Genomic DNA, 25,990 nt, shown 5'->3' on the forward strand with positions numbered 1-25,990 from the left:
GCACCGCTCGTCCGGCGGCGAGTCATGGCGACGTGACGCTCCGTAGTGCCGCGTGCGTGTCGATGGCAGCGTCGACGGCGCTCGCGGCCTTCTCGACGCGGTCGTGGGCTTCGGCGCCGCTCATGTCGGGGCCGAGGACGCCGAACCCGACGGGGGTGTCGCGGTCGAGGGCGACGCGACCGAGGAGGCGGGCGGTCGCGTGCGTGACGACCTGGTCGTGGTCGGTGTCGCCGGTGACGACGACGCCGAGGACGGCGACGGCGTCGACGTCGTCGCGTCGGGCGAGGCGGTCCGCGACGAGCGGCGCGTCGTACGCCCCGGGCACCGGGACGCGCTCGACGACGGTCGCGTCCCGCGCGTCGACGCGCGCCTCGGCGGCCGCAGTTATCTCGTCGGCGAGGTCCGGGTAGAACCGGGCGACGACGAGCGCCACCCGAGCGACCGAGTCGGCCTCCGCGGTGGTCGCGGAATCCGCTTCCGTGGGCGTCACGTCTCGACCTCGCTGGCGCGGACCGCGTACCGTGCGAGGACGTCCGCCTCGAAGTGCACGCCGTCGCCCGCGCCGCGTTCGGACAACGTCGTGCGGTCGCGGGTCTCGGGGACGACCGCGACCGCGAACGTCCCGCGGTCGTCGTCGACGCGGTCGACGGTGAGACTCACGCCGTCGAGCGCGACCGCGCCCTTCGCGGCGACGTGAGCGGCGTGGCCCTCGGGTATCGCAACGTGGTACGTCCACGTGCCGTCCGCGGCCTCTCGGTCGACGCGCTCGACCGTCGCGACGGCGTCGACGGTGCCTTTCGTGAGGTGGCCGTCGAGCGCGTCCCGGAGCGAGATGGGCGCTTCGAGGTTCACCTCGTCGCCGGCGCGGTCGACGAGCGCGGTGCACGCGACGGTCTCGCTCGACGCGAACGCGCGGAAGCCCTGGTCCGTCGTGGCCTCGACGGTAAGACAGACGCCGTCGACCGCAACGCTGTCTCCGGGTTCGGCCCCGAGATCGGGCGTCTCGACGTCGAGGACCGCGCCGTCGTGGTACTCGTCGACCGAAGCGATGCGACCGGTGTGGCGGACGACGCCGGTGTACATGCACTCCGACCACCACCCGCCGCTCACAAACGCGTTATGGGTTCCAGAAATGAGACGATAATTCGACGGTCGAAGGGACGTGCCCGCGCTCGACGCCGACGGCGGCCGCTGTCGACGAACACAGGATCCGGCGCCCACGAGGAGAATCGAGCGTGGTCGTCAGCGCTCGCGCACGACCACGAACCGCGCCAGGTCCCGGAGGTACTGGCCGGCCTCCGAGTCGTCAGCGTCCACCGCCGCGAGCGCGTCGAGCGCCGCCGCCGACTCCGCCTCCGCGCGCTCGGTCGCCTCCGCGGCCGACAGCTCCGTGACCTGGACGACCGACGGTCGCTCCATCGCCTCGTCGATACCCGTCGGCTTCCCGAGGTCGTCCGCGTCCGCCGTCTCGTCCAAGACGTCGTCCCGGATCTGGAACGCGACGCCGACGCGCTCGGCGTACTCGCCGAGCTTCTCGACCGTGTACGGGTCCGCGTCCGCCGCGATAGCGCCGAGCTCCGCCGCCGCCCGGAACAACGCGCCCGTCTTCCGGCGCGCGAGCTCCATGTACTCGTCCTCGTTCGTCGGCATCGCCGCCAGCTCCGTCGCCTCGCCCTCGCCGAGTTCGACCATCGCCTCCGCGACGACCTGCGTCGCCTGCGGGTCCTGACTGAAGAGCGCGAACGCCTCCCCGAGCAGGCCGTCGCTCGCCACGATGGCGGGCCCGTGCCCGTACTCCGTCCACGCCGACGCCGTCCCCCGCCGGAGGTCGGACTTGTCGATGATGTCGTCGATGACGAGCGACGCGTTGTGCACGAGCTCGATGCCGACGCCGTAATCGACGGCGTCCTCGGCGTCGCCACCCGCGGCCTCGCACGCGAGCACTGTCACCACCGGTCGCACGCGCTTCCCGCCCGAGAGCGACACGTGCTCGACCTGCTCGCGGAGCGCCGCCGGCTCCACCGCCGACAGCACCTCCCGCAACCGGTCGTTCACGAGCCCCTGACGTCGCTCCAGAAACTCCATTGCCAGCGCCTAGGCGCGTCCCTGCCATGTAGGTGACGGATTGGGCGACCGTGGGCCAGCACGCATCAGTCCCGCGATCGCCGTCGCCGGACCCGACGAACCTCGGGCGCCTCAGGGGAACGTCGTCCGACAGCGCTCGGCGAGCGGGTCGCCGTCGACCGCGGCGACCCACGCCCGCTGGGTCGGCCCGAAGAAGACGTGACACGTCTCCGCGGGGATGCCGTGCCAGAGGAGCGCGTGGTGTTCGGCGGTCGAGTACGGCGCCGCCACGGTCTCGGGTTCGGCGACCGACGGCGGGCCCTCCGCGAGGTCGAAGGGCTCGACGACGACGCCGAACCCGCCGAGGAACGCGACGTTCACGACCGCGGCCGCCACCGCGAGCGAGAGGACGACGCCGCGGACCGCGGGACCGCGACGCCCGGCGACGACGCCGACGCCGACCGCGACGAACGCGAGCGTCGGGAACAGGTCCGGGGCGGCGTCCAGGTCGAACGCGACGACGACGCCGAGGAACCACGCCCCGCACGCCGCGAGCGGCCACGCGCCGCCTCGGTCGCGGCCGTGGACCGCGGCGACCGCGAGCCCGACGAGCCCGACGGCGAACAGCGGTCGCCCCCAGTACAGCATGTTCGGTGCGCGAACCGCTCGGTCGAGCGCGCTCCCGCCCTGGGTCGCGTACCGCGAGACGAGGACGGTCTGGTTCACCATCGCGACGACGCCGTCGACCCCCGCGGCGAGCACCGGCGCGAGCACGACGAGGCTGGCGAGCGCGCCACCGGCGACGACGCGCCCGACCGCACGCCGACCGCGTCGCGCCGCCATCCCGAGCACGACGACCGGGACGACCGCGGCGAGCTGCCAGTAGCCGACCGCGGCCGCTGCCGCCACGCCCGCGAGCACGTCGCTCGCGGACCGAGCGCGGCCGTCACCTGCGACTCGACCGAGGACGCCGACGTCGTCGCGCGCCAGCCAGAGCGCGAGCAGGCCGGCCGCGAGCACGAAGTACTTCGCCTTGAACCCGAAGCCGGAGCGGAGCGCGAACTGCGGGAGGACGTACAGCGAACAGGCGGCGGCGACCGCCGCGGCGGGCTCGCCGCAGAGTGCGTGCGCGAACTCCGCGACGAGCGCGACCGCGAGAACCGCGACGGCACAGGTCAGGGCGACGTTCAGGTGATGGTACAGCAACTGGTCGTCGCCCGCGATTAGGGAGAGGAGGGCGGTCGTCTCGAAGGACAGCGGCGGTTTCACCTCGAACGTCTCCACGTACAGCGTGGTGCCGCGAGCGAGCTGCCAGCCGACGTACTCGAAGATCTTCGAATCGCGGAGCCGCGGATAACCCGGACGCGAGAGGACGCGGAACGCCGACACCGTCTGCGCGACCGTCGCGAGGACGAGCACGAGCGCGCGCCAGCGCTCGGCGAGCGCCGCGTCGACGCGCCGCTGGACGCTCGCGACCGCAGCGAGCACTCGCTCGACGCTCGACGGGAGGGAGACCTCGGCGGCGACCATCCGACGTACGGACGCGCGCCGGCCACCGGAAAGTGTCTTCCCCCTCGCACTCGGCCGCCCTCCGTATCGCGTCCGGGCGGGTCCCGCTTCGCGGTCAGTAGTCGGTGACCTTCGACTGGACGCGGCCGTCGTCGAGTTCGCCGGCGTCGTCGTCGAAGTACGTCGCGAGTTCGTCGCGGGCGACCTCGGTGGACTCGTAGAGGTACGCGATCTCGGTGAGCGACAGCGACTCGCCGGCTTCGAGCTTCCCGGTGAGGTGGTCGACGTCGAGGTCGTGGTTCGTGACGTCGAGCGAGACGGTGGCGGCGCGGTCGTCGGCGGCCTCGGCGAGGTTCACGCCTTCGCGGAGGACGGTCTCGAAGTCGAGGTCGGTGCGGTCGACGCCGCGGTAGAGGAAGGCGACGGTGGAGACGAGCGCGTCGAAGGCTTCGGTGCCGTCGCGGTCCGCGAGCGAGGACGCGAAGACGAGGTCGAGGTCGCGGTCCTCGAGGCCCTCGACGAGGGTCTCGAAGTCGAGCAGGGCGTCGAGGGTTCGCTGACGGATGCGGGCGCGAGCGTTCCGTTCGGCCTGGACGCTCCCGTACGTGCGGTCGCCGCGGAGGTACGCGCGGTCCGCGTTCGTGAGGACGCCACGGTCGCGCGCTGACGAATCAGGCATAATCGGAATACGATTACGACTTTACGAGAGAAGACAGAAATATAACCCGATACTGATTATCTGTGGCGATTCCTCTCGGTTCGTCTAGGCAATCCTTATCAGGTAGTTCCCGCTCGGAGCGAACAGGTCGCGGTCGACGCGCACCCCGACGGCACCGAACCGTCGTCGCAATCAGAACGGCACCGAACCGTCGTCGCAATCAGAACGGCACCGAACCGTCGTCGCGCACTCGCCTACCCTGCCAGGCTCGCGAGTGCACGACCGGTCGTCGTGGCACGAGCCGAGTCCCGCACCACGTGCGTGACTCCCGTAGCCGGCGGCTTATCGCTTACCCAAAGAGCAGCCACCGGCTCGCCGTCCGCCCCCGCCACGCCCGCCGTCACGCGCTGCCGTCGCGCGTCGACGCGACCCACGGAGCACGCACATGCAATCCGACACCACACCCGACCCGAGTCAGCGCACCGACACCGAACACTCGACCACCGACGCCACCAAGGACCAGCCGACCGACGACCGCGACCCGGACGACACCGGCCTGCACGCCATCGCGCCGGCGAGCACGCTCACCGCCGTCCTCGACGCGGCGAGCGTCGTCGTCGACGAGTGCATCGTCGACGTCTCGCCCGACGGCCTCGCGATAACCGCCATCGACGCCGCGACCGTCGGCATGGTCGACCTCGACCTCCATGCCGACGCGTTCCACAGCTACGACGCCGACGGCATGCGCTTCGGCGTCGCGCTCGACAGACTCCAGGACGTCCTCGCGCTCGCCGCCAGCGACGACCCCGTCGAACTCGCCGTCGACGAGACCACGCGCACGCTGCACGTCCGCATCGACGAACTCGCCTACCAGCTCGCGCTGCTGGACCCCGACACCGTCCGCGCCCCGCCCGACACCGTCGCCATCGCCAGCGACCTCGACGCCACCGTCACCGTCGACGGCCACGTCCTCGCCCGCGCCATCGACGCCGCCGACATGGTCGCCGACACCCTCGAACTCGGCCTCGACACCGACCCCGACCGCTTCTACGCGCACGCCGACGGCGACGCCGACACCGTCGACTTCCAGCGACCCGCGGGCGACTGCCACCGCTTCGACCCCGCACCCGCCGAGTCGCTGTTCTCCGTCGACTACCTCGCCGCACTCACGCGCGTCCTCCCCGGCGACGCCCCCGTCGACGTCCACCTCGACGAGGACGCCCCCGTCGCCCTCGGCTACGACGTCGCCGACGACCACGGTCGCGTCCAGCTCCTCGTCGCCCCACGACTCAGCCGGACCTGAACGCGCCCAGGGACACTGCCGTCGCTCCCGAGACGAACGCTGAAAGAACGAACCGGACCGACCGCGCGACCGAGCGCGGTCCTCAGGCGTCGTCGCCGGCGCCGAACTCGAACGCGTCGTCGCCGAGCCCGTCGCCGTCGTCGGACGACCCGTCACCGTCCTCGTCCGCCGCGTCACTGCCGGCCGAACCGGACTCCCCGCCGGCGTCCGCCAGCGGGCTCGCGTCCGCCGGCGCGCCGTCCTCGACCGCGCTCGCGTCCGTCGACTCGGCCTCGAACGCCACCGCGTCCGCATCGAAGTCCACGTCCGCCTCGGCGTCCGCGACGAACCCGTCGTCCGCCGACGCCGACGACTGCGTGTCGAACCGGTCGAGCGCCTGACTCAACTGGGACGCGCGCTGCGCGAGATGCCCCGCGCTCTCCGTGACCTCCGAGAGCGACGCCGTCTGCTCCTCCGCAGCCGCCGCGACGTTCTCCGCCTCCGACGTCGTCTCCTCGCTGATCGTCGCCGCCTCCGACACCATCGCGACGACCTCCTCGGTGCTCGCGGCCTGCTCCTCGGTCGTCGCCGAGATCTCCTGCACGCCCTCGTTCGTCTTCTGGGCGTACGCCGCGATCTCGTCGAGCGCCCCGGCCGCGTCCTCGACGCGCTCCGTGTTCGCAGCGACCTGGTCCGCCGTCTGCTGGACCTCCGCGACCGTCTCGTCGGTCTGGTCCTGGATACTCTCGAGGCGCGCCTCGATGTCGTCCGCCGCGTCCTTCGTCTCGCTCGCGAGCTCCTTGACCTCCTGCGCGACGACCGCGAACCCCTCGTCCTCGGCCGCCGCCTCGCTCCCACCGCGACTCGCCTCGATGTTCGCGTTCAACGCCAGCATGTTCGTCTCCTTCGCGATGTCACCGATGAACTCGATGAGCTCGTCGATCTGCGCCATCTCGCGCTCCAGGTCCTCGATAGCCGCGACCGCCGATTCGGAGCCGGACTCGAGCGCCGCCATCCCCTCGATGGCGTCCTCCGCCGCGTCCCGGCCCTCGCGACCGGTCTCGGCGGTCCGTTCGGCGATGTCCGCGACCTCGTTCGTCGTCGCCGCGATCTCCTCGGTCGTCGTCGACAGCGACTCCATCTCGCCACTGACCGCCTGGAACTGCTCGTTCTGGCGTTCCGCACCGTCACTGATGGACTGCACGCTCTCGCTGACCTGCCGACTCGCGCTCTGAACCTCCTCGCTCGAGGCAGTGACCTCCTCGCTCGCGCTCGCGACGTCCGTCGCGAACGTCCGGAGGTTCGCGACCGTCCGGTCGATCTCTCCGATCATCCCGTTGAACTCGCGCGCGATCTCGGACATCGCCTCGTTCTCCGAGGCCGTGTCCATCCGCGCCGTCAGGTCGCCGTCACTCACCGCACCCATCACGTCGCTGTACTCGTCGGCCTTCCGCTCCAGGTGCCGGTTCAACTGCTCGGCCTCCTCGCGAGCCGTCTCGGCGCGCTCTCGCGCCGCCTCGGCCTCCTGGATCTGGTCGCGGAGCGAGTCGCGCATCGACGCGAACGCCCCGTACAGCCGGCCGATCTCGTCGACGCGGTTCGTCTGCAGGTCGACGTTCAGCTCGCCGTCCTCCATCTCGCTCGCACGGTCCCGGAGGCGCGCCAGCGGCGTCACCGTCTGCCGGCCGAGCACGACCGCGCCGACCGCGAGCATCCCGAGCGCCGACAGCACGATGAACAGCACGTACTGGCCGACCGCGTTCCTGACCTGGAACGCCTGCGCGGTGTCGACGCTCGTCATCGCCACCCAGTCCGTGCCGTCGACGCGCGAGTACGCGTACACCTCGCCGTCGGCCTGCTGGAACTGCGGGTCGCCGGACTCGCGAGCCGCCGAGAGCGAGCCGCCGTGCAGCGACGACTCGACCTGACTCCCCGAATCCAGGACCGTCCCACCGCTCGCGTTCACGATCTGGGTCGCCCCCGCCGTCTCACCGCCCTTGACGGTGTCGAGACGGGACTGGATGCGCGTCACGACGACCACGTACCGGTCGTCGGTGTTCGGGACCGCGCTCGCGAACGCAACCACCTGGCCGCGCGTGTACGGCATCAGCGGCGACTCGTACGAACTGCTCGAGATCCACACGCGGTCGGACGCCTCCGCGGACCCCGAGGTCACTTGCGCGTTCGCCCACGGGACGCCGAGCTTCGACAGCTCGAACCCGGATATCGGGTCGGTGCTCGCCATCACGCTGTTCGTGGAGCTGTTCACGAGGTGGATGCCGAGGATGTCGTCGGACAACCGCGATTGCTCGGTCTGCAGGTACGACTCCGCGTCGCCGGTCGTCCGCAGCGAGTCGCCGGCGGACACGGACCGCGTCTGGTCGCGGATGCTTTCGGTCCACCCCGAGAGCGCCGCCGCCCGCAGGTCGCTCGCCTCGCGGAGCTGGGACTTCGTGTTCGTCTCCACGGTCTCCTTCGTCTGCTGGTAGCCGTAGAACCCTGCTGCGCCGATGACGAGCACGACGAGGAGGATCGAAACCGCGAACTTCACCGAGTACCGCCGCCGGACGAACCCGGGGGTCAGCGTCGCCGCGATGGAACTGCCGTCGTCGCTCATGTCAGTTCCCCTCCGGCGTCGTCGGGACGCTGATGTCGCCGTTCACGATGCCTTCGCGGGACGCCGCGACCGCGTCGACGACGTCGCTCGGGATGTCGTCCCCGAGGGGGCTACCGTAGACGAGTTCGACGCCGTTCTCGGCGAGGCCGAGCGAGTTGACGCTCCCGCCCTGGAACGCGCCGTCGACGACGTTCCCGACCGCCTGGAAGACGGCGGTGTCGACGCGCTTGACCATGCTCGCGGGGATGACGTTCGCGTACCGCGGGTCGCTCTCGGACTGGTCGGAGTCCACGCCCATCGCGAACCGGCCGCGTTCCTGCGCGGCCTGGAACACGCCGAGGCCGGTGCCGCCGGCGGCGTGGTAGACGACGTCCGCGCCGTCGTCGTACATCTTCGCGGCCGCTTCCTTCCCGCCCTCGACGTCGTCGAACGCGCCGACGTACGCCGTCTGCACGTCGACCGGTTCGTCGACCTGGTCGACGCCGGCCCGGAACCCGGCCTCGAACTTCTTGATGAGGCCGGACTCGATACCGCCGACGAACCCGACGGTCGTCGCGTCCGGGTTCGTGCTGCCGGCACCCGCGGCGAACTCCTGCGTCGTGAGGAGCGCCGACAGGTGCCCGACGAGGAACGACCCCTCGTGCTCCTTGAACACGTAGTTCGCGACGTTGTCGCGGTCGACGACCGAGTCGATGAGCATGAACTGCTGGTCGCCGTGCGCCTTCGCGGTCTGCTTGAGTGGGTCCGTCTGGAGGAACCCGACGCAGACCGCGAGGTCGAAGTCCGGATTCGACGAGGCGGCGTACCCGCTCTGTAGGTCCTGCATGTCGTCGGGTGACTCCGGGACTTCGTTCTTGTACTCGACGCCGTACTCGACGCGCGAGCGCTTGATGCCGCGGTTGGCCATGTCGTTGAACGAGTCGTCGCCGAGGCCACCGGTCGCGTACACCATCCCCACGTAGGTGTCGCTGTCGTCGAACTGTTTGGTCGTCGTCGTCGATACCTCGTCGCCATCGCCGGCACCCACCCCGGGTAGCCGTGACGCACACCCCGCCAATGCCGCCGTGCTGACAGTTCCTGCACCTGTCAGGACGGCGCGTCTCGACTTCATGACGAGGTTAGTTATTCAAGTCTATCACTTAAGGTTACTCGCCAGTGGCTTGATTGCGACACATTCCCAAGCATAACTTCCCGCGAACGACAGGGACGACGAAACCGCGAGCAAGCGCGACTGTCTCGCTGTTCTCTTCCCGTTCGAGACGGAAATAAAGAAATGTCTCCCACGCCGCACTTACCGGCAACGATAGCCGCGACTCCCGCGAAGCTGTCGAGATACGTATCAACTCTCACGTCGGGACGACAGCTATCCCAAACCAGACAACTCCACCACCTGCGACCCCTTCTCTCGACGGCCGCCTCGACTCGCTGCGCTCACCGAGGAGCCGTCGGAAAACGTGGGCGAAAAACCGACCGCGGAAGCCCGCGTCGCGCTATCCCTCGAACTCCTCGATGAGCGCCGGCACGACCTCGAACAGGTCGTCCACGATACCGTAATCCGCGATGTCGTAGATCGGCGCGTTCGGGTCCGTGTTGATCGCAACGATGTTCTCCGCGCCCTTCATGCCAGCGACGTGCTGAACGGCGCCAGAGATACCGATAGCGATGTAGAAGTCCGGCGTCACGACCTTCCCGGACTGCCCGACCTGCCGGTTCTTCGGGAGCCAGCCGTTGTCGACGATCGGACGCGACGACGACAGCGTCGCGTCCAGCGCATCCGCGAGGTCGCGCACGAGGTCGAGGTTCTCCTCCTCCTCGATACCACGACCCACGGAGACGAGGACGTCCGCCTCCGTGATGTCGACGTCGCCGCCACCGACCTCCTCGAAGCCCTTCACCGTCGACTTCACCGCGTCCTCGTCGACGGCCGCGTCGAACGCCTCGATACCGGCGTCGCCCGCAGCCTCCGTCGCCGGCCACTCCGCGCTCCGGATCGAGACCGCGACCGACTCCGCCTCGACCTCGGTCGTCGTCTCGACCTTCCCACTGTACATCTCGCGCGTCGCCGTCAACGTCGACCCGTCGAACTCGACGCCGACCGCGTCACTCACGTACGTCAAGTCGAGCGCGTTCGCGACCGCCGGCCCGTAATCCAGGCCGTTCACGCTGTTCGGCGTCAACAGGACCTGCGGATCGACCGCGTCGTAGAGCTGCTCGACGACCTGCGCGTACACGTCGTGATTGAACTCCTCGCCGTGGTCGACCGTGTGAATCGTGTCGACGCCCTCGACGTTCAGCGCGTCAGCGTGCGCGTCCACGTCACCCGAGATGACTGCCAGGTGGAGGTCACCGCCCGTCGCGTCCGCGACCTCGCTCCCGACCGTCACCAGCTCGTAGGAGACGTCACGGAGCTCGCCACGACGGTGCTCGGCGACCGCGAGCACGTCACTCATTGGCCGACACCTCCGTCACGGAGAACCTCCGCAAGCTGTCCCGCCGTCTCCTCCGGACTTCCCTCGAACAACGTCGCGTCACTCTCGGTCTCGGGCTCGTACATGTCCACGATCTCCAGGTCGGACTCGGCGACGTCAGCCGACAGGCCGAGGTCGTCGAGCGTCATCGGCTTGATCTCCTTGCGCTGGGCCTGCCGGATGCCACGCAGGCTCGCGTACCGCGGCTCGTTGATACCCGTCTGGATGGTGAGGACCGCGGGAAGCTCCACGTCCGTCAGCTCCTCGACGCCACCCTCGAGTTCGCGGCGCACGCTCGCGACGCGGTCCTCGACGTCCAGATCGAGGTCGTTCACGACCGCCGCCCACTCGAACCCGACCTCGTCCGCGAGCGAGACACCGGTCGCACCGAACCCGTCGTCGTCCGCCTGCACGCCCGACAGCACGAGGTCCGGATCCTCCTCCTCGACGACCGCCGCGAGCATCTTCGTCTTCGCCTCCACGTCGAGCAGTTCCGCGTCCTCCAGGGAGTCGTCCCACACGCGAACGGCGCGGTCCGCGCCCTTCGCGAGCGCCATCCGGATCGTCTCCTCGGAGCGCTCCGGGCCGATCGTGACCGAGACGACCTCCACGTCGTCCTCGGCTTCACTGATCTGTACGCCTTCCTCGATGGCGTAGTCGTCCCACTCGTTGAGGTCGTACTCGAGGTACGCCTCGTCGATGGCTGTTCCGTCGATCTCGAATTCATCTTCGACGGCAGCCACCTCCTTGACGGTGACGAGAACCTTCATCGTCCGAGTGGTTCTCCGGGAATCAGGGTAATAGTTACGAAAACCCGCGTTCCCGCGAGAACCGTTGACTCGCGCCAGCACGTCGCCCTCGACCCCACCCGAGCCGAACACCGAGACCTGGCGTCACTCGTCGTCGCCGAAGTCCGCGACGTTCTCCTCGGGGAGCGCGATGAGGTTCTCCCGGCCGATACGGAGCTTCTGTATCTCGTCGTCGTCGTGCATCCCCGACAGGAGCTGGGAGACCTTCGCGTTCGACCACCCGGTCTCCGTGACGATGTTCGCCTGTTTCATCCGGCCGCCGTTCCCTTCGAGCAACCGGAGCACGCGCTCCTCGTCGGAGAGCAACGCCTCGTCGATCTCGTCGTCGCCGTCCTCGTCGCCGTCCTCGACCGCAGCACCAGCGGCACCTGCCGCAGTCGCCCCACCGGCGGCGTCGCCAGCGTCGACCGCGGTCGACGCGTCACCGCCGGACGCGTCCGGGCCGCTCGAACCGGTGTCCGGCGGCGTCGACGCCGCATCGGAGCCGGCGGTCGTCGCCGACCCGGAATCGGTCGTACCGCTCCCCGCAGGTGGACTCCCGCCGTCGGATGCCTCCGGGACGCCCGCCGAGCCGTCGCCGTCGTCTTGCTGAGTCTGCCAGCGCGCGAAGAAGTAACTCCCCGCGCCGACGAACACCAGGAGGAGCGCGAACCCGACGCCGAGCAGGAACGAATCGTCCGGCTGAACCGGCCCCTCCGTCGACGTGTTCACGGACGACGTCGTCGTCGACGTCGTCGCCGGTCGCTCGAGTACCACCGACAGGTACCCCGGTTCGAACTCGCGGTAGCCGTCCCACACGAGCGCTCGCTGGTCGAGTCCCTTGTCCGGCGGCGTCCCGACGATGTTCAAGCCCTCGGGCGGCCGGATGACGAGTCGCTGGCCGTCGTAGAGCCGCGGGAACCACGTCCCGTCCGGACTCCGGAACGCGTCCCCGACGAACAACGACTCGCCTTCCACGCGCCCGAAGTTCGTCCACGTGAACGAGTACGTCACCGTCCCCGTGCCGTTCTCGACGGTCGACTCCGTCCAGTTCGCGTCACGGATCTCCATCTCGCGGGCGGTGGTGTTGCTCGACGCGGCCGCGAACCGCGCGAACGTGTCTCGCCCCACGCCGAGGTCTCGGTTCCCGGACCGCACGTCGTCCGCGAACCGCTCGAACGCCCGCGTCTCGTTGGTCCCGTTCACGACGAAGCGGTGCGTGACGTGCCACCTCGCGTCGCCATCCGCCCGTAACTGGACGGTCACCACGAGCCCGGGGTCTGCGCGTTCGAACGCCGTCGACTCGGCGGCCGCTGCCGACTCGAACCCGCCGCTACGAGCCCCGTCAGCGGCGACCACGGCCCCTGACACGACCAACAGGAGGAGGATTCCGACCAACGCGGGGCGAAACCGCATATCCCGACCTTGCACCCCCCGAGGAAAAAACGCTTTCCATCCCGATAAAACGTCAGCGGGCGTTATGAACGATATGGGGGCGTCTCGGAGGCGCTCTCGGGCGACTACGTAACGTCGACCGCTTTTTGTATCGGCACGCGTAACCATCCGGTAATGAGTCGCTCTGCCGCTCTCGCCGTCGCCGCCCTCCTTCTCACGGCCGGCGTCGCACCGGCCGTTGCCGTCGACGCGTCGACGGTCACTGAAGCTGCGGACTCGACCACAGCTACCGGCGACGCCACCTCCATCACCGAATCGAGTCTCGGGGACGACACCGCTTCGAACCGACTGACTCCCGAGGCCGACACCGCTTCGAACAACACGACCCGACGCCTCTCGCTCGTGGGGCCGGCCACCGAGAACTACAGCAGCGTCGAGCTGGACTTCGCCGCGACGATGGCGTTCTCTGGGGACCGCGTCCAGAGCCAGTACCAGACGACGCTCGTCGCCATCCAACTCGAACAGCTCCAGGCGCAGAGCGCTCGCGAAGCCGTCGTCGACGCGTACCTCGACAGCATCGAGGACGAACTCGAGTCGCTCTCGGCCGCCGAGACCGCGGCCGTCCGCCAGTACGAGACCGGCGAGGTCGACGTGAGGACGCTCCTACTCCGGTTTGCGATGGTCGACCGGCGGGCGCGCGCCATGGAGGACTCGCTCGACCGCCTCCAGCGCACCGACGCACCGGTCCCGCAGCGACTCCGAAGCATCAGGATGGAGCTCGAAGCGTTCCAATCGCCGATCAGGCAACACGTCAGCGGCGCCGCCACCGGCGAACTCAAGGGCGCCGTGAACGAGATTCACGTGGCTGCGGCGACCGAGGGCGTCGTCGTCGAGATGCTCGACGACCGCCGATACTACCGGAACGCGATCCGGTTCGACAACCGAGCGCCCGATAGCGTCGACCAGTTCGACGGGAACATCGACCGGTTCCGGTCGCGCATCGCGGAGCTGTACCCGTGGTCGTACCAGGGGTCGCTCCGACGGAACGCGGAGGTCGACACGCACCTCGCGCGGAACCTCTATCGGATCACGTACCGGCACCCGCAGGGGTCGATTGCGATCTACGCAGACGGTGGGACGAGCGACGTCGCACGCGAACAGCAGGAGCTCATCCTCGACCAGCTCCCGAAGACCGGGTCCACGGTCGCCGTGATGGACAACGTCACGGTCAGCGTGACGCCGACGCTCGGCGACGCCCCGGTGCTCGTGAACGTCTCGCGGACGGCGAGCGGGAACGGGTCCGCGACGCCGCTGGACGCGCTCGTGCGCGTGAACGACCACACGGTCGGTCGGACGGGCGAGGATGGACGCATCTGGCTGCTCCCCCCGAACGACGGTGCCTATGAGGTCCGCGTCGTGCAGGACGGGACGGTGATAAACGTCAGCGTCTCGAGCTAGCGCGACGGCTCGCGGTCTCGCGGTCGGTCGCTGGCGTCCGCCGTCACCGTTCCTGGTCGTCTTCGCGGTCGGTGCCGCCGGTGAGGTCCTCGATGTCGACGGTGTTGCCCATCGTGTCGGAGTCGCCGAAGCCGGCGGAGAGAATGCGCGTGAGGGCGTCCTCGACCTTCTCGTCGGTCTCCGTGATGTCCGCGGGGTCGACCTCGAGCACGAACCCGGTTGTGATGTTCGGTGCGGTCGGGAGGAACAGGACTTCGCGGCCGTCGTCGGTCGTCTTCCCGGTCTTGAACGCCGTCATCCGCATGCCGTTCCACGTCGTTATCTTCACGGGCGTCTGGAGGGAGTCGGTGCCGCCGAGCGCGGTTTCGGCTGCCATCTTCGACGCGTTGTAGATGACGCGCAGGCCGGGGACGCGGTTCGCGAGGTCGTCGATGACGCCCTCGAAGAGGCCGCCGGCGGTCGTCCGCATCAGGTACCCGATGGCGAGCACGAGCACGAGGAACACCATGATGACCAACAGGACCTGGATGGGTTGCTGGACGGCTTCGGCCCTGGGCACGCCGAGCTCTTTGAGGAGTTCCACCGTGACGAACTCGTTCGGCGTTACCCCCGATACGATTCGGTAGAGGTACGCGATGACGTACGCGGAGACGAGGACGGGCACGACGACGATGAGGCCCGACGCGAAGTCGCGCTTCCAGGAGGACATGCCCGAGGAATGTAGGGGCGGGGTCTTGGGTGTGACGAGTCACGACGCCGGTCGTCGCCGCCGAGGAGCGGTGTCGGCTCGGTTCCGTCCGCGTCGAGGGGCGCCCTCGGGGCGGTTCGTTCAGACGCCGAGGACGGCGCGCGCCGCGAACAGGACGTTCTCCTTGCGCTCTCGCACCCGCCGGTAGAAGTACTGGAGCCACTTCCCGCCGTAGGGCGCGTACTGCCAGACCTCGACGCCCTCCGCGGCGAGGTCACGCTGGGCGTCCTCGCGGACGCCCATGAGCATCTGGACCTCGTAACTCGTCCCGTACTCGTCGTGGAGTTCCGCCGCGTACTCGATCATCGCGGGGTCGTGACTCCCGACCGCGATGCCGTCCTCGAACTCCTGGAACATGTACTCGAGGAGGTCGCGGTACTGCTCGTTCACCTTCGACTTCTGCTTGTACGAGACGTCCTTCGGTTCGTCGTACGCGCCCTTCACGAGTCGGACCTTCCCGGGGACGTCCGCGAGCCGTTCGAGGTCTTCAGGAGTGCGTTTCAGGTTCGCCTGCACGCAGAGCCCGACGTCGCCCTCGTACTTGCGGGCGAAGTCCTCGAACGCATCGAGGGTCGCGTCCGTCGTGTGGCGGTCCTCCATGTCCACCCACACGAAGACGTCGTGCTCGTCGCCCGCCTCGACGACGCGTTCGAGGAGGTCACGGAAGACGTCCTCGCCGACGTCGAGCCCGATCTGACTGGGTTTCACGGAGACGCACGCGTCGACGTCGCTCCGTCCGACGTCCGCGACGAGGTCGACGTACGCGTCGGCGTCCGCGGCAGCCGGTTCGCGCTCGTCGTAGTGCTCGCCGAGCAGGTTCAGGATGGCCGAGACGTCGTCGTCGTTGAGCGCTCGCGCGTGGTCGATGGCCTCCGCTGGCGTCTCGCCGGCGACGAACCGCGACGCGATAGGGGGAATCATACACGGAACTCCGAACTGGGAGTATTAATGGATTGATGGTCCGCGCTCGCGTACTCTGCGGGTACTCGGCGGCCCGACGCGTTCCGGGTCCCGCCCCATCCGTGTACGTGCGAGTTGGGGAACTCCTTTCTACGCGCAACGTGTTTCGGGGTGTAATGGAACGCATCACGGTCTCGCTCGACGAGGACGCCGTGACCGCCTTGGAGTCGCTCACGAACCGGACGGAGCGCTCGCAGAGCGAGCTGGTGCGACAGGCGCTCTCGTTCTACGCCGCGAACTTCGAGGCGGCGACCGCGGACGCCGGCCCGAACCTCGAATCGTACCATCGGATGCTGTCGAGCGGCGAGCACGTGCTCCTCGACGTCGACTTCCTGCATTGCTTCCTCGACTACGTCGAGAACGCCGACGGCGACCCCGACCCGGAGTTCGTCGAGGCCGCCGATCGCGTCGCGGCGTTCCACGCTCGCGAGTACGAGGAGCGCTTCGACTCGCTCGGCGAACTGCTGGACTGGCTGTCGTTCTGCGGGTTCCTCACGGTCCGGGAGAGCGACGGGGAGACGTTCCACGTCGTGTTCCCGACGGCGTCCGTGAAGTGGTTCATGACGGGGTTCGTCGAGGAGTCGACGGCGCGACTGCCGTTCGCGGTCGAGGTCGACGAGGGCGTCTCGAAGGTCATCTTCACCGAAGTCCGCGAGTAGCGGGCGTCGCGGCGACCCGGCCGACACCTCGTCCGTTCACACGACTTCATACTGCTTCATACTCCGTGAGGTGCGCGTATTCGGCGGTCTCAAGTACTTATTTGGGTGTTTCTGTGTGACGTAGTGCCGTACATAGTCATCCATGAACATCGTACAACGCCTGAAGGCGGTCGGCCCCGGCGCGATGGTGGCCGCCGCGTTCATCGGACCGGGCACGGTAACGACCGCGAGCGTGACTGGCGCCGAGTTCGGGTACGCGCTCCTCTGGACGATCGCGTTCTCGGTCGTCGCGACCATCGTCCTCCAGGAGATGAGCGCGCGCCTCGGCCTCGTCTCCCGCGAGGGCCTCGGGGAAGCGCTCCGCGAACGCTTCGACAACCCCGCGGCGCGCTACACCGCCATCGCGCTCGTCGTCTCCGCCATCGGCATCGGGACGGCCGCCTACGAGACCGGGAACATCATCGGCGGCGCGTCCGGGCTCGCCGTCATGACGGGCGTCAGCGAGAACGTCTGGGGGCCGCTCATGGGGGTCTGCGCGGGCGCGCTCCTCTGGACGGGTCGCTACAAGCTCATCGAGAAGGCGCTCGTCGGCCTCATCGCCATCATGGCGCTCTCGTTCGTCCTCGACGCCATCCTCATCGGCCCCGACGTCGGGAAGATAGCAACCGGGTTCGTGCCGTCGGTCCCCGACGGCTCCGCGTTCCTCATCACGGGCCTCGTCGGCACGACCGTCGTCGGGTACAACCTCTTCCTGCACGCGAGCAGCGTCCAGGAGCGCTGGGACGGCCCCGGCGACCTCCCGGAGTCCCGGGCCGACACCGTCCTCTCCATCGTCCTCGGCGGCGCGATCACGTGCGCGGTCCTCATCACGGCCGCCGCGGCGTTCCCCGTCGGCACCGAGATCGAGAACGTCGGGACGATGGCCGAGCAGATCGAGCCGCTCGTCGGCACGCACGCGAAGGTCCTCTTCAGTATCGGGCTGTTCGCCGCCGGGTTCACGAGCGCAACGACCGCGCCGCTCGCCGGCGCGTACGCCACCGCGGGCGCACTCGGCTGGGACGCCGACCTGAAGTCCACGCGCTTCCGTGCGGTCTGGGGGAGCATCCTCCTCGTCGGCGTCGTGTTCTCGGCGCTCGGGTACAGTCCCGTGCAAGCGATCGTGTTCGCGCAGGTCGCGAACGGCCTCCTGCTCCCGATCGTCGCCATCTTCCTCATCTACGTGATGAACGACGGCGACATCCTCGGGAGCTACACGAACTCGACAGTGCAGAACGTCCTCGGCGCGGTCGTCACGCTCGTCGCGACGTGGCTCGGCCTCCGCACGCTCCTCTCCATCCTGGGGGTGCTCTAAGTGAGCGACCGAACGCACGTCGGCGTCGACGTCGGCGGCACGTTCACGGACGTCGTGCTGTCGACGGCCGACGACGACCTCGTCACCGCGAAGGTGCCGACGACGGGCGACCAGAGCGTCGGCGTCGTCGACGGCATCGAGAAGGCCTGCCGCGAAGCGGGCGTCGAGCCGAGTGACGTCGACGAGTTCACGCACGCGATGACGGTCTCCGTGAACGCACTCCTCGAGGAAGCGGGTGCGGCGACGGCGCTCGTCACGACCGAGGGGTTCCGGGACGTCCTCGAGATCGCGCGCCAGGACCGCCCGGACCTCTACGACTTCGACGAGACGCGACCCGACCCGCTCGTCCCGCGACGCCGCCGGTTCGAGGTCGCGGAGCGAACGACGACCGACGGCGTCGAGGAACCGGTCGCGGCGGAAGACGTCCGCGCGGTCGCCGACCGCGTCCGCGAGAGCGACGCGGAGAGCGTCGCCGTGTCGTTCTTGCACGCGTACCAGCACCCGGAGAACGAGCGGCGCGTCACCGAACTGCTCCGCGAGGAACTCGACGTGCCGGTGTCGGCGAGCCACGAGGTGCTCGCGGAGTTCCGCGAGTACGAGCGCACGTCGACGACGGTCGTGGACGCGTACGTCAAGCCCGTCATCGACGCGTACCTCGGCCGACTCGAGGAGCGCGCCGCCGACCTCGAGGTGCCCGCCCCGCGGATCATGCAGGCGAACGGCGGTATCGCCAGTGCGGGGACGGTCCGCGACCGCCCCGTCACCACGTCGATGTCCGGGCCGGCCGCGGGCGTCGTCGGCGCCGCCGCGACGGCGAGCGACGCGACCCGCGACCTCGCCGGCCTCGTCACGTTCGACATGGGCGGCACGAGCAGCGACGTGAGTCTCGTCCGCGACGGTGACGCGGAACGCACCACGGACGCCGACATCAACGGTCGCCCCATCCGAGTGCCGATGGTTGACGTGAACACCGTCGGCGCCGGCGGCGGGTCGAAGGCGTGGGTGGACGAGGGCGGCGCGCTCCGCGTCGGCCCGGCGTCCGCGGGCGCCCAACCCGGCCCCGCGTGCTACGGTCGCGGTGGCACCGACCCGACGGTGACGGACGCGAACGTCGTCCTCGGGTACATCGGCGGCTCCAGCGCACTCGGTGGCGAACTCTCGCTCGACGAGGCCGCCGCCGAAGACGCGCTCGCCGCACTCGCCGACACCGCCGGCCTCGACGACGCGCTCGACGCGGCCCGCGGCGTCTACCGCGTCGCGAACGCGAACATGACCCGAGCCATCCGCGCCGTCACCGTCGAACGCGGCCACGACCCGCGAGAGTTCGGGCTCGTCGCGTTCGGCGGCGCCGGCCCCATGCACGCCGCCGCGCTCGCCGACCGACTCGACGTCGACACCGTCGTCGTCCCGCGCGCGTGCGGCGTCCTCTCCGCGTACGGCCTCCTCACCGCCGACGAGAAGCACGACGCCGTCCGCACGCTCCGCGAACCCTTCGACTCGCTCGACCGCGAGCGCGTCGAAGCCGCGTACGACGACCTCGCCGCGACCGTCCGCGCCGACGTCGCCGACGCGGGCGGAGACGACGCCGCCACCACCGGTACGACCGACGCGACCGTCGAACGCGCCGCCGACGTCCGGTACGCCGGCCAGAGCTTCGAACTCACCGTCCCCGTCGACGACGACTTCGACGCCGACGCGGTCGCCGAACGGTTCCACGACGCGCACGAATCGACGTACGGGTACCGGATGGACGACCCGCTCGAACTCGTGAACGCCCGCACCACCGCCGTCGTCGACCGCGCCGACGTCAGCGTCCAGTACGACTCCAGCGGCGACCCAGTCAAAGGCCAACGGCAGGCGTTCTTCGACGACGCGTTCCACGACACGACCGTCTACGACCGCGAAGCACTCCCAGCGGGCGCGACCGTCGACGGCCCCGCCATCCTCGAACAGCACGAGAGCACGGTCGTCGTCCCACCCGCCTGGACCGGGACCGTTCAACCGGACGGAACGTTCGTCATGACGAACGGAGGTGACGACGCGTGAGCGAGTCCGAGTCCGCCGAGGAACTCGACGCCGTCACGCTCGAGATCCTCCGGAACCAGTTCGAGGGCGTCGCCGAGGAGATGGGCCAAGTACTCATCACGAGCGCGTACTCGCCGAACATCAAGGAACGCCGGGACTGCTCGACCGCGCTCTTCGACGCCGACGGCCGCCTCGTCGCGCAAGCCGAGCACATCCCCGTGCACCTCGGCGCGATGCCCGCCGCCGTCGACGCCGTCCTCGCGAAGGACCCCGACCCGGGCGACGTCTGGGTGCTGAACGACCCGTTCCAGGGCGGCACGCACCTCCCCGACGTCACCATGGTGTCGCCGGTCACCGCCACGGACTCGGCGGACATCCTCGGGTACGCGGTCTCGCGAGCGCACCACGCCGACGTCGGCGGACAGAGCCCCGGGAGCATGCCCGCTGGGGCACGCGAGATCTACCAGGAAGGCCTGCGGCTCCCGCCGGTCAGGCTCGCGATCGACGGCGACGTGAACGACGACGTCATGGACGTCATCCTCGCGAACGTCCGGAACGCCAGCGAACGCAAGGCGGACGTCCGCGCACAGCTCGCGGCGAACGACCGCGCCGAGGAGCGCGTCCGCGACCTCGTCGCCGAACACGGCCGGGACTGCATCGAGAGCGCGTTCGACGCCGTCATGGACTACTCGCGCGACCGCATCACCGCCGAACTCGACGCACTCCCCGACGGCGAGTACCACGCACGAGACGTCCTCGAAGGCGACGGCCAGACCGACGAGGACATCCCCATCGAGGCGACCGTCACCGTCGACGGCGCCGACGTCACCGTGGACTTCGCGGGGACCGCCGACCAGGTCGACGGGAACGTGAACGCGCCGCTCGCAGTCGCGACGAGCGCCGTGTACTTCGTCGTCCGCTGCGTCACCGACCCCGACATCCCCCCGAACCAGGGGTGCTACGACCCCATCCACGTCGAGGCACCCGACGGCTCGCTCCTGAACCCGAACGCACCAGCGGCCGTCGTCGGCGGGAACGTCGAGACGAGTCAACGCGTCACCGACGTCGTCCTCGCCGCGTTCGCCGACGCCGCCCCCGAACGCGTCCCGGCGCAAGGCCAGGGGACGATGAACAACCTCGTCGTCGGCAGCCGCGACGCCGACGGCTTCAGTTACTACGAGACCATCGGCGGTGGCGCCGGCGGGCGTCCGACCGGCGACGGCACCGACGGCGTCCACGTCGGGATGACGAACACGCTCAACACGCCCATCGAGGCGCTCGAAGCGGAGTACCCGCTGCGAGTCGAACGGTACGGGCTCCGCGAGGGCAGTGGCGGGGACGGCGAACACCGCGGCGGCCTCGGCATCGTGCGTTCCGTGACCGTCGAGGCGGACGCGACCGTGTCCCTCCTCACTGAACGACGGCGGCACGCACCCAAGGGTGTCGCCGGCGGCGAGGACGGCCAGCCCGGCGAGAACCGCATCGACGACGAGTCGGTCCCCGCGAAGACGACGCGGGATATCTCCGCCGGCACGACCGTCACCGTCGGCACGCCAGGTGGCGGTGGCCACGGCGACGCCGCCGACCGCGACGACGAGGCGCGCGAGACCGACCGCGCGGACGAGAAGGTGTGACCGTGCCGGCAGACCGAACGAAGCTCGGCGTGGTCGTTCCGTCGTCGAACACGACCGTCGAACGCGAGTTCGCGACCGTACTCCGCGACGTCGACGACGTCTCCCTGCACGTCGCGCGGATGCCGCTCGAGAACGTGACCGTCGACGAACTCGACGCGATGGCCGACGACGCGAGCGCCGCCGCCGACCGCCTGGCGGACGCGAACGTCGACGTCGTCGCGTACGCGTGCACGACCGGCAGCCTCCTGCACGGCCCCGGGTTCGACGCGGAACTCGAGGACGAACTCGCGGACATCACGGGTGCGCCAGCGGTCGCGACCGCACGCTCGGTGAAGCGTGCACTCGCCGCGCTCGACGCCAGCACTGTCGCGCTCGTCACGCCGTACACCGACGACCTGAACGACCGCGAGGTCGAGTTCCTCGACGCGGAAGGCATCTCGGTCGCGACCGTGGACGGCCGCGGTATCGAGTCGAACGCCGCGATCGGTGCGCTCTCGGCGACGGACGCCGCGCGACAGGTCCGGAACGCGCTCGGTTCCGGTGGCGTCCGCGAACCGAGAGCCGACGCCGTGTTCGTCTCGTGCACGAACTACGCGACGTTCGACCTCCTGCCGGCGCTCGAACGAGAGTTCGAGCTGCCGGTCGTCTCCAGTAACGCGGCGACGCTCTGGGACGCGCTCGAGGCCGCCGGAGAGACCGATGCGGCGGCGTCGGCCGTCCCTGGTCGTCTCGGCGAAATCACAGGTCGTTAAGAACCCGGGCCGAATCCCCCCGAGTATGAACCTGGTTGCGACGGTCGTCGTGGCGTTCTGGGCGATGCTGCCGGCGTACGTCCCGAACAACGCGGCCGTCCTCTTCGGTGGTGGTGCACCGATCGATGGCGGGCGGACGTGGGGTGGGCGTCGCGTGCTCGGCGACGGGAAGACGTGGCGCGGGACGGCCGGTGGGACGGTGACGGGCGTGCTGGTGGCGCTCGTGCTGTCGGCGGTCGCGCCGACGGTCGGCGACGCGCTCGACGTCGCAGTTCCGACGTTCCCGCTCGCGGCGGCGGTCGCGCTCGCGTTCGGGGCGATGCTCGGCGACGTTCTGGCGTCGTTCTTGAAGCGACGAACGGGTCGCGAGCGCGGTGCGGCGTTCCCGCTCGTCGACCAACTGGACTTCGTCGTGGTGGCGCTCGCGCTCGCGGCGCTCGTCGCGCCCGAGTGGTTCGGGACGTGGTTCACGCTCCCGGTGCTCGCCGTGGTCGTCGTCCTGACGCCGCTCCTGCACGTCGGGACGAACATGATCGCGTACCAGCTCGGACTGAAGGACGAACCCTGGTGAACCGTCTCGGGGTCGGGCTCCGAGCGACTCGCGTTGTTTCCGCCGTCGAGTCGCGTCGCTGTCTGGTGGTGGGGCTGACAGGCGACCAGGCTGGTGCCTCGTGCGGGTGGTCGCGCTCCCGTCTCGGCCGCGACGAGGCCGTGGTTACGTCACGCAGGTCGTCGCCGCGGGTTCGTACTTGAATCGTCGGTCGGGACGGCTCGCTGGTCGGGGACGCGCGGATTCCAGTTCGCTTATGCCGGTTCGTGGCGGGAGTTCTCGCAATGACGAACGACGACCTCATCGACGCGCTCGTGGCGGCTGACGCGGTGCAGTTCGGCGAGTTCGAGCTCTCGCACGGTGGAACGAGCGAGTACTACGTCGACAAGTACCTGTTCGAGACGAACCCCGAACCGCTTCGACTCATCGGCGAGGCGTTCGCCGAGCGTCTCGACGGCGAGACACCCGCGGGCGTCGCACTCGGCGGGGTGCCGCTCGTGGTGGCGACCGCACTCGAGGCGAACGTGCCGTACGTCATCGCGCGGAAGAAACAGAAGGAGTACGGGACGGCGAACCTCGTCGAGGGCCGGCTCGACGACGGCGAGGAGGTCGTGGTCGTCGAGGACATCGCGACGACCGGGCAGTCCGCCGTCGATGCGGTGGAGGCGCTCCGGGACGCGGGCGCCGAAGTGAACCGTGCACTCGTCGTCGTCGACCGGCAAGAAGGAGGGACGGAGAACCTCGCGGACGCTGGCGTCGAACTGGAATCGCTCGTCACCGCCGACGAACTCCTCGCGCACGTCGACGACTGAACGCCGGTTCGTCGCAGTCTCGCGGGCTCTCGGCGGTGAACGGGCCGTGTGAACGCTTCGAGAAGCATCGCAACCCTTTTGCTGGCACCGCGGATACGTTGAGGCACGATGGTAGGTGTCTGCTTTACACGCCGGGCTTTCGCCCGCTAACTCCCCCACCCTACCGTTCTCCGCGTTCGCAGATACCAACCAGCTCGTGGATTCCCAGTCACAACAATGTCACAATCAGAATCAGAGTCACAGATAACGGTCGTCCTCCCGGACGGCACGGAGCTTGCGGTCGACGCGGACGCGTCCGTCGAGGACGTCGCGTACGAGATCGGGCCGGGTCTCGGCCGAGACACGGTCGCGGGCAAGGTCGACGGCGACCTCGTCGCGAAGGAAGCGCCCGTGCACGACGGCGCGGAGATCGAGATCGTCACGGACGGGAGCGACGAGTACCGACGGGTGCTCCGACACTCGGCGGCGCACGTCCTCGCGCAGGCCGTGCTCCGCGAGTATCCGGACGCGAAGCTCGCTATCGGGCCGCCGACGGACGAGGGCTTCTACTACGACTTCGACGACGTCGACCTCGACGAGGGCGACCTCGCCGGTATCGTCGAGGAGATGGAGGCCATCGTCGAGTCGGACTACGACATCGAGCGCGAGGAGGTCTCGGTCGCGGAGGCCGAGGAGCGGTTGGCTGACCAGCCGTACAAGCTCGAGCTCCTCGAGGACCTCGCCGAGAACGACGAGACGGTGACGTTCTACTCGCAGGGCGAGTTCGAGGACCTCTGTGCGGGCCCGCACGTCGCGTCGACGGGCGAGGTCGAGGCGTTCGACCTCCGCGAGATCGCCGCCGCGTACTGGCGGGGCGACGAGGACAACGAGATGCTGACGCGCGTGTACGGGACGGCGTTCGAGAAGGAGAGCAAGCTCGAGGCGTTCCTGGAGCGCAAGGCGGAGGCGGAGCGTCGCGACCACCGGAAGATCGGGCGCGACATGAACCTGTTCTCCATCCAGGAGGTCACGGGTCCCGGCCTGCCGTTGTATCATCCGCCGGGGAAGACGGTGCTCCGGGAGCTGTCGGCGTTCATCGAGGACCTGAACCTCGACGCTGGCTACGAGTACGTGGAGACGCCGCACGTGTTCAAGACGGACCTCTGGAAGCAGTCCGGGCACTACGACAACTACGAGGACGACATGTTCCTCTTCCACGTCGGCGACGACGAGTACGGTCTGAAGCCGATGAACTGTCCGGGTCACGCCGCCATCTTCCAGGACCACTCGTGGAGTTACCGCGAGCTGCCCGTGCGGTACGCGGAGGACGGGAAGGTGTATCGCAAAGAGCAGCGCGGGGAGCTGTCGGGGCTCTCTCGCGTGTGGTCGTTCACGATCGACGACGGGCACCTGTTCGTGCGGCCGGACCAGATCGAGCAGGAGGTCGAGCAGATCATGGACGCGATCGACGTGGTGCTGGAGACGTTCGAGCTGGACTACGAGGTCGCCTTGGCGACGCGCCCGGAGAAGTCGATGGGGAGCGACGAGATATGGGAGCGCGCGGAGTCCATCCTCGAGCGCGTCCTCTCGGAGCACGAGGACGAGTACGTCATCGAGGAGGGCGACGGTGCGTTCTACGGGCCGAAGATCGACTTCGCGTTCGAAGATGCGCTCGGGCGAAAGTGGGACGGGCCGACGGTCCAGCTCGACTTCAACATGCCCGAGCGCTTCGACCTCTCGTACGTCGGTGAGGACAACGAGGAGCATCGCCCGGTCGTCATCCATCGCGGTATCTACGGGAGCTACGAGCGGTTCTTCATGGTGCTCATCGAGCACTTCGAGGGCAAGTTCCCGTTCTGGCTGGCGCCCGAGCAGGTGCGCGTTCTCCCGATCTCGGACGACAACCTCGAGTACGCGTACGAGGTCGCCGAGCAGTTCGACGAGTTCCGCGTGGAGGTGTCGACGCGCGACGCGACGCTGGAGCGGAAGATCCGGCAGGCGCACGACGACCGCGTGCCGTACCAGATCATCGTCGGTGACGACGAGGAAGCGGACGGCAACATCTCGGTGCGCGACCGGAAGGAGCGTCAGGAGTACGACGTGGAGCGCGACGCGTTCCTCGCGCACCTCCAGGCGGAGAACGGCGAGAAGCGCTTGAACCCGGACTTCCTCGCGGACTGAGCGCTCGCGTCGTCGCAGTTCGTTTCTCGTGTATTTCGGGGTCGACGAGCGGTTGCCGTGCGACGCCCGGCATCTGGTGGGATGGGTTCGGGGGCGGACG

The 25,990-nt window shown here is 69.2% G+C and carries 22 protein-coding genes; 10 read left to right on the top strand and 12 right to left on the bottom strand.

The genetic code is table 11. The annotated features are described in order from the left end of the window. Positions 1–22 precede the first annotated feature (22 nt). From ribH to ACZ48X_RS13845, 5 genes are all read right to left on the bottom strand, one after another. Entirely contained in the window at positions 23–490 is a 468-nt protein-coding gene (gene ribH, locus ACZ48X_RS13825; protein ID WP_336349158.1) for a 6,7-dimethyl-8-ribityllumazine synthase, read from the bottom strand. Further along, a complete protein-coding gene (locus tag ACZ48X_RS13830; protein ID WP_336349157.1) occupies positions 487–1,083 on the bottom strand; it encodes a riboflavin synthase in 597 nt (198 codons plus the stop codon). Before ACZ48X_RS13830 ends, ribH begins: the two co-directional genes overlap by 4 nt. Before the next feature lie 159 nt (positions 1,084–1,242). Further along, complete coding sequence (locus ACZ48X_RS13835) at positions 1,243–2,085, bottom strand: polyprenyl synthetase family protein (protein ID WP_336349156.1); 843 nt, start codon at positions 2,083–2,085, stop codon at positions 1,243–1,245. Positions 2,086–2,196: 111 nt separating this feature from the next. Continuing rightward, a complete protein-coding gene (locus ACZ48X_RS13840) occupies positions 2,197–3,594 on the bottom strand; it encodes a DolP-mannose mannosyltransferase (RefSeq protein WP_336349155.1) in 1,398 nt (465 codons plus the stop codon). Between the two features lie 94 nt (positions 3,595–3,688). After that, entirely contained in the window at positions 3,689–4,252 is a 564-nt protein-coding gene (locus tag ACZ48X_RS13845; RefSeq protein WP_336349154.1) for a hypothetical protein, read from the bottom strand. Between the two features lie 424 nt (positions 4,253–4,676). Between ACZ48X_RS13845 and ACZ48X_RS13850 the strand changes: the two genes are divergently transcribed. Then, positions 4,677–5,534 carry a DNA polymerase sliding clamp gene (locus ACZ48X_RS13850; protein WP_336349153.1) on the top strand — a complete coding sequence of 286 codons (858 nt, stop codon included), beginning with the start codon at positions 4,677–4,679 and terminating at the stop codon, positions 5,532–5,534. 82 nt (positions 5,535–5,616) lie between these two features. On the opposite strand, the gene ACZ48X_RS13855 is transcribed toward ACZ48X_RS13850, so the two are convergent. The 5 genes from ACZ48X_RS13855 to ACZ48X_RS13875 form a co-directional block, all read right to left on the bottom strand. Continuing rightward, positions 5,617–8,130 (bottom strand): methyl-accepting chemotaxis protein, encoded by a 2,514-nt coding sequence (locus ACZ48X_RS13855; protein ID WP_336349152.1) that lies wholly within the window; start codon positions 8,128–8,130, stop codon positions 5,617–5,619. Between the two features lies 1 nt (position 8,131). Beyond that, positions 8,132–9,241 carry a BMP family lipoprotein gene (locus ACZ48X_RS13860; protein WP_336349151.1) on the bottom strand — a complete coding sequence of 370 codons (1,110 nt, stop codon included), beginning with the start codon at positions 9,239–9,241 and terminating at the stop codon, positions 8,132–8,134. A 379-nt stretch (positions 9,242–9,620) separates the two neighbouring features. Beyond that, positions 9,621–10,580: an electron transfer flavoprotein subunit alpha/FixB family protein gene (locus ACZ48X_RS13865; protein ID WP_336349150.1), complete on the bottom strand. Its 960-nt coding sequence runs from the start codon at positions 10,578–10,580 to the stop codon at positions 9,621–9,623. Further along, positions 10,577–11,368 carry an electron transfer flavoprotein subunit beta/FixA family protein gene (locus ACZ48X_RS13870; RefSeq protein WP_336349149.1) on the bottom strand — a complete coding sequence of 264 codons (792 nt, stop codon included), beginning with the start codon at positions 11,366–11,368 and terminating at the stop codon, positions 10,577–10,579. The genes ACZ48X_RS13865 and ACZ48X_RS13870 overlap by 4 nt, the downstream gene beginning before the upstream one ends. 123 nt (positions 11,369–11,491) lie before the next feature. Then, positions 11,492–12,802: a helix-turn-helix transcriptional regulator gene (locus tag ACZ48X_RS13875; RefSeq protein WP_336349148.1), complete on the bottom strand. Its 1,311-nt coding sequence runs from the start codon at positions 12,800–12,802 to the stop codon at positions 11,492–11,494. A gap of 153 nt (positions 12,803–12,955) precedes the next feature. On the opposite strand from ACZ48X_RS13875, the gene ACZ48X_RS13880 reads away from it, so the two are divergent. Further along, positions 12,956–14,239 (top strand): DUF7094 domain-containing protein, encoded by a 1,284-nt coding sequence (locus tag ACZ48X_RS13880; RefSeq protein ID WP_336349147.1) that lies wholly within the window; start codon positions 12,956–12,958, stop codon positions 14,237–14,239. Between the two features lie 43 nt (positions 14,240–14,282). Here ACZ48X_RS13880 and ACZ48X_RS13885 read toward each other — a convergent pair whose 3' ends face one another. After that, positions 14,283–14,948, bottom strand: coding sequence for a DUF502 domain-containing protein (locus ACZ48X_RS13885; protein ID WP_336349146.1), 666 nt, complete (start codon positions 14,946–14,948; stop codon positions 14,283–14,285). 120 nt (positions 14,949–15,068) lie between these two features. Next, positions 15,069–15,908, bottom strand: a complete 840-nt coding sequence (locus ACZ48X_RS13890; RefSeq protein ID WP_336349145.1) for a proline dehydrogenase family protein — start codon at positions 15,906–15,908, stop codon at positions 15,069–15,071. A 155-nt stretch (positions 15,909–16,063) separates the two neighbouring features. Here ACZ48X_RS13890 and ACZ48X_RS13895 point away from each other — a divergent pair, with 155 nt between their 5' ends. The 8 genes from ACZ48X_RS13895 to thrS all read left to right on the top strand — a co-directional run bounded on the left by ACZ48X_RS13895 (position 16,064) and on the right by thrS (position 25,890). After that, positions 16,064–16,606: a ribbon-helix-helix protein, CopG family gene (locus ACZ48X_RS13895; RefSeq protein WP_336349144.1), complete on the top strand. Its 543-nt coding sequence runs from the start codon at positions 16,064–16,066 to the stop codon at positions 16,604–16,606. 142 nt (positions 16,607–16,748) lie between these two features. Next, on the top strand, positions 16,749–17,957 hold the full coding sequence (locus ACZ48X_RS13900) for an Nramp family divalent metal transporter (RefSeq protein ID WP_336349143.1): 1,209 nt from the start codon (positions 16,749–16,751) through the stop codon (positions 17,955–17,957). Continuing rightward, complete coding sequence (locus tag ACZ48X_RS13905; protein WP_336349142.1) at positions 17,958–20,003, top strand: hydantoinase/oxoprolinase family protein; 2,046 nt, start codon at positions 17,958–17,960, stop codon at positions 20,001–20,003. Beyond that, entirely contained in the window at positions 20,000–21,616 is a 1,617-nt protein-coding gene (locus ACZ48X_RS13910; protein WP_336349141.1) for a hydantoinase B/oxoprolinase family protein, read from the top strand. The genes ACZ48X_RS13905 and ACZ48X_RS13910 overlap by 4 nt, the downstream gene beginning before the upstream one ends. Then, positions 21,613–22,368, top strand: a complete 756-nt coding sequence (locus tag ACZ48X_RS13915; RefSeq protein ID WP_336349140.1) for a maleate cis-trans isomerase family protein — start codon at positions 21,613–21,615, stop codon at positions 22,366–22,368. The genes ACZ48X_RS13910 and ACZ48X_RS13915 overlap by 4 nt, the downstream gene beginning before the upstream one ends. 25 nt (positions 22,369–22,393) lie before the next feature. After that, entirely contained in the window at positions 22,394–22,939 is a 546-nt protein-coding gene (locus tag ACZ48X_RS13920; RefSeq protein ID WP_336349139.1) for a CDP-2,3-bis-(O-geranylgeranyl)-sn-glycerol synthase, read from the top strand. 263 nt (positions 22,940–23,202) lie between these two features. After that, positions 23,203–23,730, top strand: a complete 528-nt coding sequence (gene pyrE, locus ACZ48X_RS13925; RefSeq protein WP_336349138.1) for an orotate phosphoribosyltransferase — start codon at positions 23,203–23,205, stop codon at positions 23,728–23,730. Positions 23,731–23,946: 216 nt separating this feature from the next. After that, complete coding sequence (gene thrS / locus ACZ48X_RS13930) at positions 23,947–25,890, top strand: threonine--tRNA ligase (RefSeq protein ID WP_336349137.1); 1,944 nt, start codon at positions 23,947–23,949, stop codon at positions 25,888–25,890. Positions 25,891–25,990 lie beyond the last annotated feature (100 nt).

This window comes from Halorubellus litoreus, from assembly GCF_055378595.1.